We start from the raw sequence: 20,930 nt of genomic DNA, 5'->3' as shown, positions 1-20,930 counted from the left end.
ACTCCCAATCTTGATACCCTGATTAAAAAAAGCGCCACAGGTTTGATGAATAACCGCGGGAAGAATAAACTGCCTGTCAGCACTTATATGTCCCTCGCGGTCGGAACCCGCGTTGCAGCAGCGAGCGGAGCTGAACTCTCCTATAATAGTGGTGAAACAAACATCAGCCTTATGGGAATAGTTCCGATTAACTATTCCGGTATAAAAGCAGGTGAATTATACCAGAATTTTACCGGACACAGAGCACCCGCTCAGGGAGTGGTTAATTTATTTATTGAACCCGGTAAGCTTTATGCTGAAACTCGTAATCCAGTATATCAGCCTGGCCAATTAGGTTTACTGGCCCGACAGAATCATCTTCGCACGGGAGTGCTGGGCAATGCTGATACTGTAAACACATTTGACCGCAGTGCAGCCCTTCTGACCATGGATGAAAACGGTGTGACACCTCTGGGCAATGTCAGCCGGGATTTAATGGAGAAATCGCCCTTAAGTCCGGGCGGTTTACGTTGCGACCATCAAAAGATAATTAACAACCTTGATAAACTATTAAAAAGTTGCGATATCGTGGTCCTGGATACTGGAGATACCTCCCGGGTGGAATCAAGCCGCGCAAATTGTTCTCCTGATGTATTGCTAAAACAGAGACAAAATGCCATCGCTTCAAACGACCGGTTATTGGGAAAGATAATTCAGATGCTGGATCTGACAAATACAATGATTGTTTTAGTTACTCCCAACCCTAACGCGGATATGGTTCTGGACAACAATTTATCCTTGACCCCGGTTGTAATACATAAACCCGGCGCTACTGCGGGTCTGTTAACCTCCCCGACTACACGCCGTTGCGGTCTGGTAAGCAATGCGGATTTGCTGCCTACCATAATAAACTATTTTAACCATAATGCTATGCCAGGCGGAATAAGTATTGTAAAAGCTGGCAATAACAGCTTCGAATTCCTGGACCGGCAGCTTAATTTCTACATAAACCTGCGCAGCAGCCGCAATCCGCTCCATTATACATTTATGGCCCTGGCGGTTTTGATGATGATTGTCGGACTTTTATACTACCGCCAAACGAAACCCCATCAAAAATCATGGCTGGATTTTATTATCTTGAGTACTCAGTATGCCTTTGGTATTTCTTTTCCTGGGTTTTACGTCTTACCGTTCACTGCCTTTGACCATTCTGATTTCACTTCTGGCATCATTTGTTATCGCATATTTATTAAAACAGCTGCCTCAGACTGACAAACGTCTTTTGCTCTTAACCGCGGTTACAGCTATCCTTATAATTTTTGACTGCTTTCACGGCTCGGTTTGGATGCTTGCCTCCCCGCTGGGATCCGACACTATTGCCGGGGGACGGTTTTATGGTTTAGGGAATGATTATATGGGAGTTTTACTGGCCGCAACTGTAATTGCTACGGTTTTTTTTATTGAGAAACTTAAAATCAAACCTTTATGGAAAGGGCTGCTGGGTTTATTCCCCCTGGGATTAATGACTATAGCAATTGGTCATCCTAGTTTTGGAGCAGATGTAGGTGGTTTGATTACCTCACTGGTAACCATGGGTCTATATTTCATCACTATAAGCGGCACCCGTTTTACCTGGAAAAGATTCATACTTATCGGTTTTGCAGCCGTGATTGGCGTGCTGGCAGTAGCTGAACTGGACGCCCTTTTCAGCGCCGCTCCCTCCCACGCCGGGAAGACCATTAACAGCTTACTGACCGGCGGCAGTACAGTATTCTTTTCTATTGTCGTCACCAAACTCGGCATTCTGGGCAGCACTATTATCCATTCCAGCTGGAGTATAATACTTTTAATAGCATTGCTGTTCATTTTGGCTGCCAGGTTAAAGAACCCCCAATTATTTGAAATCATATCCCAGGAAAATCCGGTCGTTTATAAAACCCTCAGAATACTCAGTATATCTACCCTTATCATGTTTTTGGTAAATGATACCGGGGTTATTGCGACTGCCATCATTCTTCTCTATATATTGGCTTTATTCGGTTTGATTCCTGCGCAAAAAATATGCGCAGATAAGGACGGTAAAGATATTGCTTAAACGACTTATATTAATACTGTTAGCAATGGGTTTGATTATCACCGGGATGTGTCCGTACAGGGCCCTGGCAGTTCAACAACCGCCGCAGAGACAAGTGGTTATTTTTGCGGTAGAAGGATTGGATCCGGGAGATATAGATCCTGCACTCACCCCTTGTATGTGGAAAATGACGCAGGCCGGCGCCATAGGCCTCTTAAATACGCCCAGCGCCGGTTTGAGGAATACGGTCAATACCTATTGCACAATTTCTGCGGGCAAGCCTGCCTTGGCAGCCAACGATGCCCGCTTGAATTTTGCAGCCCGCGAATCGTATAACTGCGAACTGGCTGGTGATATTTTTACAAGAAATACCGGCGCAGCACCTGATTCAAATAACATTATAATCAGCAGTATAGCGGCTATAACCAGGAATAACCAGGAACGCAACCTGGCCCAACCAGGCCGTTTAGGCGATCAAATTCACAGCCTGGGTTGCAGAACCGCGTTTATAGGCAATTCCGATTTACCCGGGTACTATTCCCGGGCAGGGGCTCTATTGCTTATGGATTCACGCGGTATCGTGGATGCGGGTGCAATAGATGACAACTTGAGCCAAACCTCCTCTGTAATGGGCCTGGCCACAAACTACCAAAAACTTGTCCGGGAAGCTGTAAAACATAAGCACGAGGTTCTGCTGGTTGAATTCGGCGATCTCTACCGCCTGGATAATGCCGGAACATTATTTTCTAAACCCGTTATGAGCAGGGAAAGAAAACACATCCTTAAGTCAATTGATAAAGCCATGGCTCAAATCGTACAAAATAAAGGTCTGAATAGAACCTGCTGGTATATTATCAGTCCGTCAACGTCTAACGCTGCCGAAGAGCGCGGGGAGCTGCTGACCCCTTTGATTATTGTGAAGCCAGGTTTTCATGGCATTCTCTCCGGCATTTCCACGCGCCGGGCAGGAATCGTGGCCAGCCTGGTCGTCAGTGATTCGATTTTAAACTGTCTTGATAATAATCTGCCGGAGAGCATTGCTGCGAATAATAATCCTGATCAATTAAGCTATATTAAAAGCCTTAACCAAAGGCTGGTTTTTGATTACGTAAATCAGGCCTGGTTTATGACTGTAGTAAGCGCGTTAATAGTATTGATGCTGTTCCTGATTTTTTACTTTACGTTTAAACAAAAATACAGGACATTGAGTAAATTCCTCATGGGTTTTGTTGCGGCCGTTCCCTTGAGCCTTCTGCTCATCAGTTTTAACATTGTCAATAAAGTATCACTGGCAGCCGCATTTTTAATCTGCACTGCATTAATCAGCCTTCTGAGCATGTATTTTGCCAAGCGGTTTAAATCAAACCTGCTTTTGCCTATTTTTCTGGCAACCGCTATTTGTATTGCCCTGGATCTGATTTTAGGTTTGGGCATGCTGGAGAGATCAATGATGAGCTACCGGATAATGAGGGGATCTCGTTACTATGGACTCGGCAACGAGTATATGGGGGTTTTTATCAGTGCCGCACTGGGCTTTTCCGCGATATTTCTCAACAATGCTTACAGTGCCTGGAGACGTTTTGGGGTCATTGTTTTTTTGTAATTACTATTTTTGTTATAGCCTACCCCCTGTTTGGAATTGATGTCGGCGGAGCTATTACCGCCGCTATAGCGCTTGGTTACACCTATATGCAGTATGTAAACCAACGGATTAATCTGCGGAAAGCAATAGTGTTGGTGATAGGCACCATACTTCTGCTGGCAATTGTGGCCATGATTGACTTGCATCAGCCCGCTGAATTGCAGTCTCACCTGGGCAAGAATTTAAACCTGATTATAAACGGAAACTATAGAGAAATGTTCTATATAATAACCAGGAAACTGCAAATGCAGTCCCGGGTAATAAATTATACTATTTTCGGATGGGTCCTGCTGGGAGCGTTGCTGGCCTCCCTTTATGTGATCTTTCGCCCCGGTAAGGTTCTCAGCGGAATTAGGAATACCTTTCCCTATATTTATAAAGGTTTAAAAGGATTAATAATAGCGGCTGTAGTCGCTATCATTTTTAACGATTCCGGACTAACAGCCGCTGCATCCCTGTTCATTTATTCAATGCTGATTATCGGTTACTATCATGGAGAACGCAGGTTTATTCCAACCCGTTAATAATATTCTTAATGCCGTGGATAAACTCTTTCTGGTTTCCTTCTCCCAGCAGGTCATAGAGCATGGCATTCAATTCGAGGCCCTGTTGAGTGATGTCAAGCGCTATCTTCTTACCGCTTGGAGTCATAAAAACGCGAATAGCTCTGCGGTCCTGAGAATCAAGATGTCTCTCCACCAGCTGATCCTTTTCGAGTTTATCTACAAGTACAGTCATAGAAGAACTGTCAATAAGGGTTCGGTTGCCAATTTCTTTTAAAGTAAGTCCGTCTTCCGCTTCCAGGCATGCTAATATAAAGGATTGCGGGATGCTTATGCCATAGGGTTCAAGCTTTGCGGAGAGGTGTTTATCTATCTTTTTCATCGCCGCGCGCATACCAAAACAGATAAAACTATTTAGATCGGTCATTTCATTTCTCCTTTGATTCGAGATAGCTTGTAAATAGAATACCTCGATTTTTATTTTATTTAATTATAGTATTATATAGTACAAGCAGTTGTAAACAATTCAAAATTAAAATAGCTGAGGATGGAGGATAAAAAACCAATGGTCAATAGTAAAAAAAGGATTCTAACCGGGGATCGTCCCACCGGCGCCCTGCATTTAGGACATTATGTAGGCAGCCTGGCCAACCGGGTAAAGCTGCAGAATGATTATGAAAGCTATATAATTATTGCTGACGTGCAGGCCCTGACTACCCATTGGGATAAGGACGACCACCTGCGCAACGATATTATGCAAATTACTGAAGACTACCTGGCAGCCGGCTTAAATCCGGAATTATCAACCATTTTCATTCAAAGTATGATCCCGGAGATTCATGAATTGACCATGTATTATGCCATGTTTACCATGGTCAATGTTTTGCGGCACAATCCCACGGTTAAAACCGAAGCTGCCCAACATGGTTTTAAGGAAATGAGCTACGGATTCCTGGGATACCCGTTAAGCCAGGTGGCGGATATCAGTATTTTTAAAGCCAATCTTGTGCCTGTAGGCGAAGATCAGCTGCCGCATATAGAACTGGCCCGCCGGGTGATACGTCGTTTTAATGAGCTTTATAAACCGGTGCTTATCGAACCCGAGGCCCTGGTTGGAGAAGTACCGCGCCTGGTCGGTCTGGACGGCAAGAGCAAAATGAGCAAGAGCCTGGGCAATGCCATCTATCTGTGCGATGATGCCAGGACCGTTCAGGATAAAGTGAAAAATGCCGTTACCGACCCGGCTCGTATTCATAAAAATGACCCCGGACATCCCGAAGTATGTACAGTTTATGAATACCATTCCGTTTTTAACCGTCCTGAATTGGAAGAGATCGAGTCCAACTGCCGTCAGGGTAAGATCGGATGTGTGGAGTGCAAGAAAAACCTGGCCGTAAAGCTGAATAACCTGCTCGAACCTATGCGAGAAAGGCGCCAGCAGTACAACCAGGCTGCCATAAAAGATATCTTAATGGAAGGCACCCGCAAGGCACATGCTGCCGCTTTAGATACCATGGCGGAAGTCAGAGAGGCTATGGCCATCAATTATTTTGACCGGTAAAACTTTTGGCAGGGGCAGTTTATAAAATTGCCCCTACCACTTTACCCCCGTAAGCCACCTGACAACTTTGCCGCCTATCCCTGCAATATCAAATGACATAGCCAGCATAATCAACAGAGCCAGAATTCCAAGCAGGTTTAGCTTTAATCTGAGTTGTTCCCGTCTTTTATCTTCCCGTTCGCTCTCTTCAAAATTCAGCCGTCTGTCACGCTGATAACGCCTGCTCATATGAACACTCCGTTTTTGCCAAGATAGAATATCTCATGGTTTATATGATAACACAGCGTCTTAAATAATAATTGATCAACTTTGATTTACAGTAAAATGCAGGATTCAGGCAATCATAACACTTTATCCCGCCGTCACCGGTCGCATGTTAACCAACGGAACGATAATGGTGCGCAATTCATAAATCTGGTTGAGAAAACCATAATAAAAAGGTAAAATCAAATACTACAAGGCTTAAGGAGTGAAATAAATGCAAGAACTACCCGGATTTGAACTAAAATTTATCCAAATTGAAGAACACCTGCTCTTGCCAAATGTTACATCTATCAAGGTAGTCCAGCATCTTTATGATGTTTTATTCCAATACGCCATCACTGAAGAATACGAACAAAAGCTCAAGGTTTTTATCTCCAGGCTAGAAGAACACATTAAGCAAAAGCTGCAAATCCCCTTTTCCATGCCATTATCTGACCTGCAGTTTTTAGATGAGGGCCTGGAAGAATTAAGGCTCCTGAACTGGATGCAGCAGCCCCTGGCCCGTTTTGAGATTATATTTACCGACAAAATTGAAAATGAAGACGAAGCCTTGGAAACAGTACTTGATCAACTGCAAAATTACCTGAACTTTAAGCGGGTCGCAAACAGCAAAGAATTGCTGGTATTTCCACTCGGTATTACCCTGTATTAAACACCAGCGGTGTTTAAAATATTTTAAGGGAGGCACAATTATGGATTTAAAAGGATCTAAAACCGAGCAGAACTTGATGGCCGCTTTTGCCGGAGAGTCAATGGCCCGCAACAAGTACAGCTATTTTGCCAGCCAGGCCGATAAGGAAGGGTTCAAGCAGATTGCCGCCATATTCCAGGAAACCGCTGATAATGAGAAAGAACATGCTAAACTTTGGTATAAACTTCTTAACGGCGGTTCTGTATCCAGCACTGAGGAGAATCTCCTGGCTGCCGCCGAAGGTGAAAATGAAGAACATACCAAGATGTATCCCGAGTTTGAAAAAATCGCCCGTGAAGAAGGTTTCAACGAGATAGCGGATTTATTTAAAGAAGTCGCCGAAGTGGAGGAAGCGCACGAAAAGCGTTACCGCAAACTTCTGGCCAATGTAACCAATAAAACAGTATTTAAAAAGGCCCAGCCCGTAAAGTGGAAATGCCGCAACTGCGGATACATCCATGAAGGTACTGAACCCCCTGAAAAGTGCCCGGCCTGCGCCCACCCTAAAGACTACTACGAAGTACTGGCGGAAAACTATTAAAGCCAAAGGCGGCATTTATGCCGCCTTTAATTTTAAATAGCCCCAGCTTATAAGCTGCGAGTAAATTAAGCTAGTGGAAATCTGTGACTGATTTAAATCCTAAAACGCCAAAAGTGCTTCGCGCATTATCTTGGCGCCCAGGATAGAGGTATTGTCCCCTTTTTCATAAGGAGGCGAAATCTCTACCATATCAAACCCTGCAATATTTAAAGTCTTTAGTTCATGAAAAGCCTTAAACAAGTCACGGGAAGATATGCCGCCTGCTTCCGGGGTGCCGGTGCCGGGCGCAAAAGCGGGATCCAGGACATCTATATCCAGGGTGAGATAAACGGGTCTCTCACCGATTTTGACTTTTACTTCTTCCAGCACTTCCAGGAAGCTATCCAGATAGAGATTGCTCTTTTCCCTCGCGTACATCATTTCCTCTCTGGTTCCGGAGCGGATGCCCAGCTGAAAGAGCCTTCGCTCTCCCAGTTCCTCCAGCACATGCCTCATTACCGTAGCATGCGAAAGAGGTTCTCCCAGGTAGTCACTGCGCAGATCAGCGTGCGCGTCCATCTGTATTACTACCAGTTCAGGATAATGACGATGATAAGCCTTTATTATAGGTAAGGAGACCAGGTGTTCTCCGCCAATGCAATACAGCTTTTTCCCTTGCCCTAAAAAGCAGTCCGCTGCCTGTTCCATGCGCTGCAGGCTTTCCACGACATTACCATAGGGAATACATACATCTCCGGCATCATAGAAATTAATCTCTGCCAAAGAACGGTCCTGGTATACGCTATATTCCTCCACCGCATCCGATACCTCCCTGACCCTATAAGGAGCCAAGCGGGTTCCGGGGCGGTAACTGGTGGTAGAATCCATAGGCAAACCCATAATTACTTTGTTACATTTGTCAATATCCCTGGAACTGGCCATAAAAACAGCCCTTTGTTCCAAATGATTCAACGGACTGGATACCATTCTATTCACCCGCTTCAATTATTTGCCTGACAAAGGCCGGAAGTTTAAATGCTGCCCGGTGGACTTCACTGGTATAATACCTGGCGTTTCCTTCATCCTCACAGCTCAAGGTTTCAGGATCATACTTTTTGGAACCGATAGTAAAGCTCCACAAACCGCTGGGGTAGGTAGGAACATTGGCCAGGTACAGTTTGGTAATAGGAAAATGTTGTTTTATGCCCCCATAGGCCATCTTTATTACATCCGCATTAAAAAACGGGGATTCACTCTGCACCACCAGAATGCCGTCATTTTTCAAAGCCTGAAAACAATTCTGGTAAAAAGCGGCTGAGAACAGCTCCACCGCAGGCCCCACCGGTTCAGTAGAATCTACGATAATAACATCGAAGCTGTCCTTATGATCTTTTATATATTGAATACCATCTGCAATCAGCACCCTGGCTTTAGGTTCATCAAAGGAACAAGAAAGGTCGGGGAAAAAGTCACGGGCTGCCTGGACCACCCGGTCATCAATCTCCACCAGAACACCTTCTTCTACCTGGGGATGACGTACTACTTCACGCAGTGTCCCCCCGTCGCCTCCCCCGATTATGAGTACTCTTCGCGGAGCAGGATGGGTATTCAAAGCCACGCGGGTAATCATTTCATGGTAAACAAATTCGTCCTTTTCGGTAGTTTGCACCATACCATCCAGCAAGAGCATACGGCCAAACTGCTCGGTAACCACTACTGACAGGTGTTGAAAATCCGTTTGTTCAGTTCTAAGGGTCTCACTTATCTTACAGCTATAACCCAAAGCCGGGGTCTGGTATTCGGTCACCCAAAGTTCCAATCTAAATCCTCCTAATTCTTACTAATACCATAACGGTACGGCGGCAAAGGCGCAGCCAATATTTTGCACCACGTGTTCGGCCGCCGCCACTTTAATTTCGTCCAATTCGAGATTGCGAATACGAAAGGCTTCTTTCACCATCTCGATAACCTTTTGTTCCGCTTCTGCCTGGGAACAAGCCCCTTCAAATTCCATAATAACACCGAAGCTATCCTTTTTTATTCCTACCCCCACAGCAGCGGCAATTTTTTCTCCAGGAACTGAACTGATGATATAGCCATAGGCGATGGGCAGCAACGATCCCGGGGGTATTACCAGGTCCGGTTCATATTCACAGCCTGGAGGCAGAATACTGCTTACCCTGATAAGGTTAGTATTGCCCACCCGAGCTTTTAAAAGTGCGCCGTCAAACGCGGTTAGTTGACTCTCCCCTTCAGACGCAGCAGCGGTGAGAAAATATTTTTTTGGTAATGGCAACAATAATATACACCTCCAGATATTTATGTGGACAACAGGTATATTATATACAAAGCATTCGCAAAATTAAATTAAAAATCACTTCTTTTACCGTAAATTTAACGTAATACTTCGCAAACACCCAAACAGCCCGAAAACCTGGTTAAATTATGTTTGCCAAATTGCATACAGCATTCATGATTGTATTCCGTATTATGAAATGTTAATCCATTGACATGTATTTTGGGCCTCCCTTATAATCATAAGCGTAGTTATGCGGAATTATTTTTCATATCGCGGAATGTATGACTACCTAAATAAATCCTAATGAAGGGATGGTAAAGGTCATGTCTTATGTACAGGATGTTATCAACAAAGTAAAAGAACGAAATCCTCATGAACCAGAATTTATTCAGGCTGTAACCGAGGTATTGGAATCACTGGAACCAGCTCTGGAAAGACACCCCGAATATGAACAGGCTGGAATACTGGAACGCATTGTCGAACCCGAAAGGCAGATCTTGTTCCGGGTTCCCTGGATGGATGATAATGGCAAGGTGCAGGTAAACCGCGGTATGCGTATCCAGTTTAACAGCGCTATCGGTCCTTATAAAGGCGGGCTGAGACTTCATCCTACGGTTTATCCTGGCATTATAAAATTCCTGGGGTTTGAGCAGATTTTTAAAAACTCTCTAACTGGTTTGCCCATTGGCGGCGGTAAAGGCGGCAGCGATTTTGACCCCAAAGGCAAATCAGACCTCGAAATTATGCGTTTTTGCCAGAGCTTTATGACTGAACTTTACAGACACGTTTCCGCCGATATAGATGTTCCCGCTGGAGACATCGGTGTGGGCGGCCGGGAAATCGGCTACCTTTTTGGACAATATAAACGTATAACCGGTTTGAATGAAGGCGTATTAACCGGCAAAGGCCTCAGTTATGGCGGCAGTTTGGCCAGAACCGAAGCTACCGGTTACGGTCTGGTATATTTTGTGGATGAAATGATTCAGGATAAAAACAAAAGCCTTAACGGAGCGCGGGTAATCATATCCGGCAGCGGAAATGTCGCTATCTATGCTTTGCAGAAGATTAATCAGCTGGGTGGAAAAGTCATCGCTATGAGCGATAGCACAGGACATATCCACGATGAAAATGGCATAGATTTCGCAACTATGCAGAAAATTAAAGAAGTCGAAAGAAAACGCATTTCGGAATACCTTAAATACTTCCCGCAGGCAGAATATGTCGAAGGTGAAAGTATTTGGCGTTATCCCTGTGATATTGCCCTTCCTTGTGCCACACAGAATGAATTAAAACAAGCTGATGCTGAAATGCTGATAGCCCATGGTTGTTACGCTGTAGGCGAAGGTGCCAATATGCCTTGCACACCCGAGGCTGTTAAACTATTCCAAGAAAACAAAGTGATGTTTGCTCCGGGAAAAGCCGCTAATGCAGGCGGGGTAGCCACATCAGCCCTGGAAATGTCTCAGAACAGCATGCGCTACTCCTGGACTTTTGAAGAAGTAGATGCGAAACTTAAGAACATTATGGTTTCAATATATCGCAATGCCAGTCAAACCGCTAAGGAATACGGCCATGAAGATAATCTGGTGGTAGGCGCAAATATCGCCGGATTCCTTAAAGTAGCCAATGCTATGGTTTCTCAAGGCCTGGTATAATAATAAGTCGATTGCCTTTCTGCCTTCTTAGCCAAATATGCCAGCAGGCCGCAAACACGTGTAAAAACAGTCAGGGGCGAGGGGTTAGGAATAAGATGTTACGGGTGAAGGGAAGTCGTATTATCCTACAGTTGAAAAGCCAGTGAGTTTGGCCCTACAATTTAAGGATATAGATTGCTTCGCTGCGCTCGAATGACATCGCAGCCCCTCACCCTTCGCTTTTGAACGGTGCTGCGGGGTTCATTTCCCTTTTGTAACCCGTATTTGACAAGCCATTTAATCCTTGGGTAGAATGAATTGAACCTGCCTTATGGCCAGATATATTTTTGCGCGGAAGAAGGAAGCCCAAATGCCCAGACGTAACTGTGAAGACGATTACCATCTGGAAGCCAATGCTGATGATAACAAATCAGTCCAGTCAGTAGACCGGGCTCTTTCTATATTGGAAGCTCTCTCTCAAGCAGGTCAGCCGCTGCAGCTGGGAGAACTGGCGCAAAAGGTCAGGCTTAAACCCAGTACCGTACACCGCCTGCTGAGCACTTTAATGAAACATGATTTTGTGGAACAGGATGCTCACAGCCGCTATCGCCTGACTATGAAGCTATACTATATCGGTAATTCTGCCACTTATGCCGCAAATATAAAAGAACTGGCCTATCCGGTAATGCAGGAATTATTGGAACGATATAACGAAACCGTTAATTTGGCTATACTGGACAGGGGCGAAGTCGTTTATATAGACCAGTTGGAATCAAATCATATCGTTATTGTCAGAATGTTTGCCCGGGTTGGCAACCGGGGACCAGCATATTGCACCGGTTCGGGCAAAGTGCTTCTGGCTGGTCTTGGCAAAGACGAATTGCAGCGTTACTTTAAAAACGTGGCTTTGCGCGGCTTTACTACTGATACTATCACCGATCCCATCACACTGGCCCGGGAACTGGATAAAGTAAGACAGGACGGTTACGCCCTGGATCTGGGGGAACGTGATGAGGGAGTACGGTGTGTAGCGGCGCCGATCAAGAATCAGGAAGGCAGCGTAATTGCCGCCCTAAGCGTATCCGGACCCAGCATGCGCATGACCGCCTCATTCCTGACCAATGAACTCGTACCTGTGGTCAAGGAGCTGGCGGCCAAAATATCCAATAAACTGGGATACCCGCAAACCGCGGATGTTAAACGTTAGTATTTTAGGAACATAAATATCCGCGGACTGTGTGATCCTGTAGAGCGGCCTCCACGAAAACTTTTTCCGGCCTCTTTTCCAGTACCCATACTTTAATTACATCTTCCAGAGTCTTATATTCAGGAAAAATAGCCGCAAATCTATTCGGGACCCCCGCCAGCAGCTCAGGTTTAAACACACACCCTTCCTGCCCTTCAATTAAAGCGATATAAAAAATCTGTGTTTCTACCAGGTCCTGGAAAAAATGTGTCCCAAAAGAGAGTTCGGGCATCAAACCCTCCTTTTGTTCAGCTACTTCCACCAGCATAGAAGCATTACAAATCTCTGCAAATGAAACCGGTACTCCCAGGGACGGCGTAGTAGTACCCCACCTTCCAGGTCCGATCAACATAAAGGGCATTACATTCTGCTCTTTGGCCTGGCGATTCAGCTTGCCGACTAAACGAGCTACCTGGTATTTGTCGGCCTGATTCAACTTATGATAATCCGAACTAATATAAACAATGGCCTGCATCTCTTCCCAAACATTGCTGCCCATGAAACTGTGGCTCTGCAAAAACACCTTACTCTCGCCATTAAATGCAGGTTTTTCTGTATCAATCAAAACCCGTTTAATGGTTTGCAAAGGACGGCACTGCAAAAGGTTAATCTGCATTTGACCCTCTGCAGAAAAGTTTACGGTAAACTCAGTATCCACCGGGTAATCGTAGGCGGTTTCTAATTGACGCAGGAGTTTCTGCATCAAATCGGTAAAGGGCGTGGAAGTCAGCAGTTTATCAAATGTCAAAACCCAGCTCTCCGGATGGGGACGTCCCAATTCCCTTAACCTTTTAGTCCTTTCATAATCATATGATGCTGTCAGTTCCCAGCCGGGATGGCGCTCATGACCGACAGCCAGTTCATTAAGTTTAACCGTATCCCAATCATTTAAGACCGTATCGAGAAGGTCCACATTATGCTGGGAAAAACGCATAATATCTTCACGGCTGGAATCAGGCCGCAAAAGCGGTTTATCTAAAGCTATAACCCGGGGGTAATCGCTGCCTACCCTATCAACCGCCCGAGTACCCAGACCGAAAACCAGTCTTACCATACCGGCCCGGGGGTCCATATCGCTGCGCCAAACATAAGGATTGTGCGACATAGCGACACCTGCCAGGTCAGGAAAGAAATAGCGCCGGTGATGGCTTCCCGATACCCTCTGCACCAGCAAAGCCATCTGTTCATCACTCTGGTCCAGACCTCGCTGCAAACGATAAGCCAGAGCATCATCATTCAAAGTACTGGCGTAAATATTCTTAACCGCTTCCTCAAACATATGGTAGCGTTCTTGCGGTGTCCCCTGGTTGACACAAAATATACTTTCGTATTTGCCCGCGAAAGCATTTCCGAAACCATCCTCCAATAGGCTGCTTGAACGTACGATTATAGGAGACTGGCCGAAATAATCCAGCATCTGGTAAAACTGTTCCTGTATTCCCCGCGGCAGATATCCGTTCATAATATGATTTTTTAATTCCTGGGCAACCGAAAAATAGTACTCAGGCTGTTTTTGCTGCAGCCTCAACTTCCAGCACCCGTTTTCAACCAAATAGGTGTAATAAACATCAGAGCCTATATAAAAAGAATCATGAGGTTCCAGCCACTCTGCCCAGTCAACTTCCGTTTGGGCTTTGAGGATACTGCGAGCCAGCAGCATACCCACACTTTTGCCGCCAATAAAGCCTGACCCTATGAGCCGGTCGCGGATATGCAGGAGATCTTCTAAAGTGAGGTAACGGCGCGCCAAAGACAGAATACGTTCATCACGCCCAATGAGCATTTGGCAAATCCTCTCGCGCATTTCCTCTTCCTCAGCCAATGATTCAGGGTCTCCGGCAGCCACCTTTTCCAGCAAATCACCAGCCCGCAGGAAAATGCGGTCCCAGTAATCCAGCTGGCGTTCCGCCGCCCCCGGCCCCCTGAGTTCAAACAGCGAAAAAAGTGGGCCGCCTGAACACTGCTGGTCATAGGGACAAAATCATTGTTAATCTCTACATGCGGTAAAAACATGGTAGGAGAATACCGACCCAGAACCTTTATGGGGTGGACATAATAGGTTCCCTCATGCTGGTATACATCAATCAGCAGCTGAGTCGTTTCCCTGATGCGGGCGATGGTTTCATAGGAATGGGAATTGCGCAAAACCGTAAAATATCCGATTGCATTCAGTTCGTATAAGTAGGGGCAAACCACGCGAAAGAAGTTGCCGATCATTAAATCGGTCGCCCAGGCCGGAAGCAGATCAGACAAACAGTCAAAAATATAATATACCCCCATGCCTTCTTCACTGGCAATATTGTATATACGGCTGGAAAAGGCCTCGAAACCCAGAGTTGGGTCAAGATAATAGGTTTTGACCTGCGGATTATCTTCTATTAGGGGCGGGTGCTGGCCAAAACGCAGGTATATAACCTTTCCATGGTTTTCGATGCTTTTGACCAAAATAGGCCGCACAAAATGCTGGTAGTCCTCAATTTGATCAACCTGCCACACAATATTGTCCCCCAGGCGGAGACCATCCAGGATTTTGTCCAGTCCATTCAAACCTGTGGACAAACGAGGAAAAGTGTTCATATGAGTGTCCTCCCAATGTGAATACAAGAAGGAGCCGCCAGGGCTCCTTCTTAGTATTGCAGTTATTATCGCTTCTTATTAAGGCGGAATTATACTACACCTTGAGCCATCATAGCGTCAGCTACCTTTATAAAACCAGCAATATTGGCTCCAGCAACCAGGTTTTCACCTAAACCATATTCTTTGGCTGCTTCACTGGATTTGCGGTAGATGTCCTTCATAATGCCTTTCAAGCGCTCATCCACTTCAGCAAAAGTCCAGGCAAAACGCATGCTGTTCTGAGACATTTCCAGCCCTGACACCGCAACGCCGCCAGCGTTTACTGCCTTGGCCGGGCCAAATAGGACCGACTTCTCCAGGAAATAATTTACAGCATCTGCTGTACAAGGCATGTTAGCTCCTTCAGCTACACAAATACATCCGTTGCTTACCAACCGCTGGGCGTCAGCCAGAGACAATTCATTCTGGGTGGCAGTCGGTACAGCTATATCGCAGGGAACTTCCCAGGGTGAACGTCCTTCTACCCATTGCAGCCCAAATTCACGAGCATAGTCCTGTGCGGGCCTGCGATAAACTGTCCAGAGATCCATCAGGAAGTTCAGTTTCTCATCTTTGATGCCATCGGGATCATAAACATAACCATATTCATCAGCAATAGTTACTACTTTACCGCCCAGCTGGTTAACCTTTTCAATCAGATATGTTCCCACATTGCCATAACCGGAAATGGTAACGGTTTTTCCCTCGAAGCTTTCGCCGCGGGATGCCAGCATCTCTTCGGCAAAGTAAGCTGTACCATAACCGGTAGCTTCCGGCCGTGCCAGGCTGCCGCCCCAGGAAATACCTTTGCCGGTAAGAACACCTTCAAATGCATTGACAATTCGTTTATACTGGCCAAACAAATAACCGATTTCCCGGCCGCCCACGCCGATGTCGCCTGCCGGAACGTCAGTATCAGGTCCAATATGGCGATAAAGCTCAGTCATAAAACTCTGGCAAAAACGCATAATTTCACCCTCGGATTTTCCGCGCGGGTCAAAATCACTGCCGCCTTTGCCGCCACCCATGGGAAGACCGGTTAGGGAATTTTTAAAAATCTGTTCAAAGCCCAGGAATTTTATAATTCCCAGATATACCGAGGGATGGAACCGCAAACCGCCTTTATATGGGCCAATAGCACTGTTAAACTGCACCCTGAAACCGCGATTGACTACCATTTCGCCAGCGTCATTCACCCAGGGAACACGGAAAATAACCTGCCGTTCGGGCTCGACTATTCTCTCCAGGACTCCGCTGGTTACATATTCAGGATGTTTTGCGATAACCGGACGCAGAGATTCTAAAACCTCATGCACCGCCTGGTGAAATTCAGGTTCCCCTGGATTCCTTTTTACAACTCTCTCCATTAATTCCGTTACATATGCCACTGCATCTTTTCCTCCTTTGGAATTATTGCAGGCTTGCCTGTTTGCTAATCCAAATTATAGTTTTAGATAAGAGAAGATGTAAATAGATTTATGCGGGTATATTGTATTCAAAATCAGGCAGAAGCAAAAAATGGCAAAAACAACATTAATGATACCCTCCAGGAAATTTGGAATAATTCCTGAAGGGTATCATTATGTCTAATCATCATCCAATATAGCTAATCTATCTCTTTAATAAATTCCAAAAAGTGCTGTACTGACTTGCGGCGGTGTTTTTGACGGGGATAGATCACATAGAAATGTCTTTTTATGGCAGCATCAGCGATACGACTACTCTTAATCTTACGATGGGGATCTATTCTTTCTGCCGCCCACTTGGAAACTATAGAGATACCCATGCCTGCTTCAACCAGTGCCAGAACTGCTTCAGTGCTCCCGGCTTCCATATAAATATTAATATCCTCTTTTTTAATGCCATGGGCCAGCAGCAGTTCTTCCGAGACCCTGCGCGTGCCGGAGCCTTTTTCCCTGAATATATACTTTTCCTGGGCCAGATCATGAAGGTTGACTTCGGTTGATCCGGCAAATCTGTGTTCAGCCGGGAAAACCACCAGGAGTTCATCTTCCAGCCACTGAAAACCATCTACCTTGCGGTTGTTTATCCAGCCTCCCACGATTCCCAGGTCGATTTCCCTTTCGGCCACCTGGCTGAATACTTTTTCCGTATCAGCCACGGCCATACTGATATTGATGTACGGATATTTATCTTTAAAGGCCTTAATCAGGTTAGGCAGAATGTATTCACCGGGAATGTTGCTGCCAGCAATAAATAGGTTTCCTTTGCGCGACTCAGAAAACTCTTCCATTATTTGCTCGGTTTTATCCATTACCTTCAATATATCGCGGGCGCACTGGTAAAGGGTTTCCCCCGCTTCCGTAGTTTTAAGCTTACGGCCTGACCGTTCCAACAGCAGAACCCCATACAGGTCTTCCAATGCCTGTATTTGTTTGGTTATGGCCGGCTGTGACAGTCCGAACTCCTCGGCTGTTTTGGAAAGATTCTGGGTTTCCACGACTTTAACATAGGTTCTGTAAAGATTAAGATTCATGAGCAAACCACCTTATATTTAACTACTTAAGGAATCCTTCGAGTATCGTATCTACGGCTTCCTGTTCCGTTAATCCCAATGACATTAGCTTGACCAACTGTTCCCCGGCAATTTTGCCGATAGCCGCCTCATGGGTTAATATCGCTTCCGCATCCTCAGCGGCTAATTGGGGTATGGATTGTATGCGGGCCTGGTCCATTATTATAGCGTCACATTCTACATGTCCCATACTTTCCTCGCGCCCCACCAGATTGGCTTTAAATAACTGAAACGAACTGTCCCGGGCTACCGAGCGGGATAAAACCTGAGCATTGCTTCCCTTCCCGTCAAGAAATACTTCTATTTGGGAACTGGCCCTTTGAACATCATGGGTCATAAGTCTCTCAATGATTTTCAGGTTTCCGCCCTGCCCAATGTGGGCCACGGTTTCTCGAATGGTGTCATCAACTCCCTTGATTTGCACCATTTCCATTTCCGCGCTGGCGCCGTCTTCAATCGTTATATCGGTAGTAGGATTCAATATACGCTTACCAAGGCCCGTACCCTCTCCATAATGCTTTTCAACATATTTCATGTGAGCGCCCTTTTTGACAATAATGGTATGAATTCCGTCATGGCCAGAATCGGCATGACTGTCATTATGAATCCCGCAACCGGCTATTATGGTTATATCAGCATCTTCACCCACAATAAAGGTATTATAAACTTTATCTTTAAAACCCGCCTGTGTAACGATAACCGGAACATGCACCGTTTCATTTTTGGTTCCCGGATCTATTTCTACCTTTAAACCGTTTCCGTCATCATTGGGTCCCACATGAATATGAGGAGACGAGCTGCGAATTACCGCCTTGCCATCTATGCGAATGTTCAAAGCTCCAGACGGAATCTCTTTTAAATCAGTAATGGTGCTGATCAGCTGCATATCTTCGCTTTTAATTAGCATATCCTATTTCACCTCTGCACTGGTCTTTAATCTTGCATTCTATATCACCTTTTATCATAGGCCAGATTTGATTCGAAGTCCCCTGCATAGCCACCTGGCCATCTTCGACTACAATTATCTCATCACATATCGGCAGTACGTTTTCATTATGAGTAATTATTATAGCGGTTGATTGAGGGTTCTCCTGGTATTTTCTTATAATTAACCCCAAGAGCCTTTGTATAGTCCACAGGTCCACTCCAGCCTCCGGTTCGTCAAAAATGCTTACCAGGGCATCACGCGCCAGAACCTGAGCGATTTCTATCCGTTTCATCTCGCCTCCGCTGAGTCCCGGACCCACATCACGTTCTATATAATCCTCAGGGCACAAACCCACATCACGCAGGCTTTTGCGCAGCCCCATGGTGTCAACCTGCGGATAAGCGATTTTTATTAACTCGGAAACAGTTATACCCTTGAAACGGGGAGGCTGCTGAAATGCGTAGGCAATTCCCATCCTGGCCCGTTCTGTAACCCCATACTGGCTGATATCTTCATTATTGAGGATAATCCGCCCGCTGTTATGTTGGTAAATTCCCATTATGACTTTGGCAATGGTGGTTTTGCCGCCCCCATTGGGACCGGTTATAGCATAAAGCTTGCCCGGTTTAAAATCCAGATTTATACCGCGAATAATTTCCCTGCTTTCACCTGCGCCGCCGTTCACGGCCATAGTTACGTTTTCCAGCTGTAACATAAAATCTATCCCCCATTTAAATTCCAGGTGGCCGACCATGATAATGTTAAAGTATATTTTAACATAACTCATGGTTATAAATCCAATAGTCACAATATAAGCGTAAAGGGGACGGCTGAACCGTCCCCTTTTTACAAACTTTTTTACTATTCCTCTACTTTGAGACAATTAGGACAGTAAGCATATAGCTTAAGCTCATGATCAACGATTTTAAAGCCCTGTTCCTCCAGGTGTTGTTCCAAACTGTGCAGGAGGTCTTCCTGCACCTCAAATATAGCCCCGCAGTCCAAACAGATGATGTGGTGATGATGATGGCTGTTCTCATCACACAATTCATAACGATACTTGCCCTGGTCAAATACGGTTTTATGCAAGACATCCATGGCGGCCATTTTTTCCAGGGTTCGATATACTGTGGCTATGCCGATATTCGGCATCTCTTTTTTAGCAATAAAAAATACCTCGTCAGCGCTAAGATGCTGTCCGCGGTTAGCTGACATAACATCCAGCACTACTGCCCGCTGGCTGGTCAGTTTATAATTGTTTGCCTCTAATTTTTCGCGAACTGATTTACCATACACAGGCACTCAACTCCGCAATTGATTTATTCAAACCCAATAAAACCTCATTATTTGCCTGAACTGTCAGCCTTTTTTCCGGTGTTTTTTGCCGCGGACTCGTTATAATTCTTTATTTGAGCCTTCTTTTTCAACTGGCTTAAATAGTCTTGGAAAACCTGGTTTTGTTTAAGCTTCTGCTGTTTAATAATAATTTCATTACGAGCCTGTTCATAGGTGCGTACCTGGGAAGCCTGACGCTGACCGGCTTTAATAATATGATACCCGAACTGGGTTTTCACCGGGGCTTTGGTCATTTCGCCCGGCTTTAGCTGCAAAGCCGCGTCTTTAAATTCCTTCACAAAGTCAGTTTCTTCATTCACAATTCCCAGATCCCCGCCCTTATCCTTGCTGGGGCAGGTTGAATACTTCTTCGCCATAGCTGCGAAATCCGCTCCGTTATTTAATTGTGCCAGTATGTCCCGGGCTTCCTTTTCGGTCTTCACCAGGATATGCGATATCTGTGTTCCTCCGCCGGTCGTGAAATCACTAAGGTGATCCTGATAATACTTCTTCAGATCAGCTTCAGTGGGTTCGATTCCTCTCGTAACCTTTTGATAAAGCGCGGTTTGAATCATCTGACTCTTAAGTTCATTTCTGTACAGGCCGGTATCCATTTTATTTTCTTTTAATGATTGCTGGTATTTATTTAACTCTGCATCCAGGTCCTTATCACTGATTTCAATATCTTCTTTTTTTCCTTGCTGCAAGAGCAGTTTTTGCATAACCATGGCCTCAAAAGCTTGTTTTTTTAACTCATCGATAATCTGTTTATCTTTAACCGGATCTAAAGAACCCTCCTCCTTTTGGGGCTGGCCGTTAGCGTCAAGTTTATACATATAATTTTGCTCATACGTCATTTTCAGCAGCTTGTATTCCTGATCCAATTCCGCCTGGGTAATTTTATCCCCATTAACTTCACCGACTACCACATCTGATTTAGTCGATTTGCAGCCTGCCAGCAAAACCGCAAATACCATAATTACTATACCGATCCGTCTTAAACTCATCATCTTTCCTCCCCATTCTGGTTCACTGCTCATTATTATACCATAGTAGATTTTCTTACTGTCAGGTTTGCAGAAAATAGAAACGGCTCGGGTTG

General features: G+C 45.3%; 21 protein-coding genes. 8 read left to right on the top strand and 13 right to left on the bottom strand.

The genetic code is table 11. From position 1 onward, the window contains the following. Positions 1-87 precede the first annotated feature (87 nt). From JCM14374_RS09780 to JCM14374_RS09765, 3 genes are all read left to right on the top strand, one after another. A complete protein-coding gene (locus JCM14374_RS09780; RefSeq protein ID WP_157049069.1) occupies positions 88-1,251 on the top strand; it encodes an alkaline phosphatase family protein in 1,164 nt (387 codons plus the stop codon). 815 nt (positions 1,252-2,066) lie between these two features. Beyond that, a complete protein-coding gene (locus JCM14374_RS09770; protein WP_054696667.1) occupies positions 2,067-3,656 on the top strand; it encodes a threonine/serine exporter family protein in 1,590 nt (529 codons plus the stop codon). An 86-nt stretch (positions 3,657-3,742) separates the two neighbouring features. After that, positions 3,743-4,219 (top strand): hypothetical protein, encoded by a 477-nt coding sequence (locus JCM14374_RS09765; protein WP_054696664.1) that lies wholly within the window; start codon positions 3,743-3,745, stop codon positions 4,217-4,219. Here the strand turns inward: JCM14374_RS09765 and JCM14374_RS09760 are convergent. Continuing rightward, positions 4,203-4,625, bottom strand: a complete 423-nt coding sequence (locus JCM14374_RS09760) for a MarR family winged helix-turn-helix transcriptional regulator (RefSeq protein ID WP_054696661.1) — start codon at positions 4,623-4,625, stop codon at positions 4,203-4,205. The genes JCM14374_RS09765 and JCM14374_RS09760 overlap by 17 nt on opposite strands. Before the next feature lie 138 nt (positions 4,626-4,763). Here JCM14374_RS09760 and trpS point away from each other — a divergent pair, with 138 nt between their 5' ends. Then, positions 4,764-5,759 (top strand): tryptophan--tRNA ligase, encoded by a 996-nt coding sequence (gene trpS, locus JCM14374_RS09755; protein WP_054696658.1) that lies wholly within the window; start codon positions 4,764-4,766, stop codon positions 5,757-5,759. A gap of 33 nt (positions 5,760-5,792) precedes the next feature. On the opposite strand, the gene JCM14374_RS09750 is transcribed toward trpS, so the two are convergent. Next, on the bottom strand, positions 5,793-5,987 hold the full coding sequence (locus JCM14374_RS09750) for a hypothetical protein (protein ID WP_054696657.1): 195 nt from the start codon (positions 5,985-5,987) through the stop codon (positions 5,793-5,795). Between the two features lie 250 nt (positions 5,988-6,237). Here JCM14374_RS09750 and JCM14374_RS09745 point away from each other — a divergent pair, with 250 nt between their 5' ends. Both JCM14374_RS09745 and rbr read left to right on the top strand, forming a co-directional pair. Continuing rightward, positions 6,238-6,675 (top strand): hypothetical protein, encoded by a 438-nt coding sequence (locus tag JCM14374_RS09745; protein WP_054696656.1) that lies wholly within the window; start codon positions 6,238-6,240, stop codon positions 6,673-6,675. A 40-nt stretch (positions 6,676-6,715) separates the two neighbouring features. Continuing rightward, entirely contained in the window at positions 6,716-7,255 is a 540-nt protein-coding gene (gene rbr / locus JCM14374_RS09740) for a rubrerythrin (RefSeq protein WP_172674205.1), read from the top strand. Positions 7,256-7,354: 99 nt separating this feature from the next. Here the strand turns inward: rbr and speB are convergent, their stop codons facing one another. The 3 genes from speB to JCM14374_RS09725 are packed head-to-tail and all read right to left on the bottom strand — an operon-like array spanning position 7,355 to position 9,533. Continuing rightward, the gene (speB, locus tag JCM14374_RS09735; protein WP_083454013.1) at positions 7,355-8,221 is read right to left on the bottom strand and encodes an agmatinase; all 867 of its coding nucleotides are present in this window, start codon (positions 8,219-8,221) and stop codon (positions 7,355-7,357) included. 1 nt (position 8,222) lies between these two features. Beyond that, entirely contained in the window at positions 8,223-9,053 is an 831-nt protein-coding gene (gene speE / locus JCM14374_RS09730; RefSeq protein WP_054696652.1) for a polyamine aminopropyltransferase, read from the bottom strand. Positions 9,054-9,074: 21 nt separating this feature from the next. Continuing rightward, a complete protein-coding gene (locus tag JCM14374_RS09725) occupies positions 9,075-9,533 on the bottom strand; it encodes a pyruvoyl-dependent arginine decarboxylase (protein ID WP_054696648.1) in 459 nt (152 codons plus the stop codon). 323 nt (positions 9,534-9,856) lie between these two features. Here JCM14374_RS09725 and gdhA (JCM14374_RS09720) point away from each other — a divergent pair, with 323 nt between their 5' ends. After that, positions 9,857-11,188 (top strand): NADP-specific glutamate dehydrogenase, encoded by a 1,332-nt coding sequence (gene gdhA / locus JCM14374_RS09720; RefSeq protein ID WP_054696645.1) that lies wholly within the window; start codon positions 9,857-9,859, stop codon positions 11,186-11,188. A gap of 349 nt (positions 11,189-11,537) precedes the next feature. Continuing rightward, positions 11,538-12,374 (top strand): IclR family transcriptional regulator, encoded by an 837-nt coding sequence (locus tag JCM14374_RS09715; protein WP_054696746.1) that lies wholly within the window; start codon positions 11,538-11,540, stop codon positions 12,372-12,374. Between the two features lie 4 nt (positions 12,375-12,378). Here JCM14374_RS09715 and JCM14374_RS09710 read toward each other — a convergent pair whose 3' ends face one another. From JCM14374_RS09710 to JCM14374_RS15325, 8 genes are all read right to left on the bottom strand, one after another. After that, positions 12,379-14,073: a PEP/pyruvate-binding domain-containing protein gene (locus tag JCM14374_RS09710; protein WP_242848953.1), complete on the bottom strand. Its 1,695-nt coding sequence runs from the start codon at positions 14,071-14,073 to the stop codon at positions 12,379-12,381. Between the two features lie 65 nt (positions 14,074-14,138). Beyond that, positions 14,139-14,990, bottom strand: coding sequence for a hypothetical protein (locus JCM14374_RS14795; protein WP_054696639.1), 852 nt, complete (start codon positions 14,988-14,990; stop codon positions 14,139-14,141). A gap of 89 nt (positions 14,991-15,079) precedes the next feature. After that, complete coding sequence (gdhA, locus tag JCM14374_RS09700) at positions 15,080-16,417, bottom strand: NADP-specific glutamate dehydrogenase (protein ID WP_054696636.1); 1,338 nt, start codon at positions 16,415-16,417, stop codon at positions 15,080-15,082. Between the two features lie 218 nt (positions 16,418-16,635). Next, positions 16,636-17,526 carry a selenium metabolism-associated LysR family transcriptional regulator gene (locus JCM14374_RS09695; protein WP_054696634.1) on the bottom strand — a complete coding sequence of 297 codons (891 nt, stop codon included), beginning with the start codon at positions 17,524-17,526 and terminating at the stop codon, positions 16,636-16,638. A gap of 22 nt (positions 17,527-17,548) precedes the next feature. Continuing rightward, entirely contained in the window at positions 17,549-18,472 is a 924-nt protein-coding gene (locus JCM14374_RS09690) for a SufB/SufD family protein (RefSeq protein WP_054696631.1), read from the bottom strand. Beyond that, positions 18,462-19,280 (bottom strand): ABC transporter ATP-binding protein, encoded by an 819-nt coding sequence (locus tag JCM14374_RS09685; protein WP_242848947.1) that lies wholly within the window; start codon positions 19,278-19,280, stop codon positions 18,462-18,464. Before JCM14374_RS09685 ends, JCM14374_RS09690 begins: the two co-directional genes overlap by 11 nt. Positions 19,281-19,354: 74 nt before the next feature. Then, the gene (locus JCM14374_RS09680) at positions 19,355-19,789 is read right to left on the bottom strand and encodes a Fur family transcriptional regulator (protein WP_054696626.1); all 435 of its coding nucleotides are present in this window, start codon (positions 19,787-19,789) and stop codon (positions 19,355-19,357) included. A 47-nt stretch (positions 19,790-19,836) separates the two neighbouring features. After that, complete coding sequence (locus tag JCM14374_RS15325) at positions 19,837-20,835, bottom strand: peptidyl-prolyl cis-trans isomerase (protein ID WP_054696622.1); 999 nt, start codon at positions 20,833-20,835, stop codon at positions 19,837-19,839. Positions 20,836-20,930: the final 95 nt, after the last annotated feature.

The organism is Syntrophomonas palmitatica JCM 14374 (assembly GCF_001311885.1).
Lineage (GTDB): Bacteria > Bacillota > Syntrophomonadia > Syntrophomonadales > Syntrophomonadaceae > Syntrophomonas_A > Syntrophomonas_A palmitatica.
The sequence above is the reverse complement of the archived record's forward strand: the minus strand, read 5'-3'. Positions and strand labels throughout refer to the sequence as shown.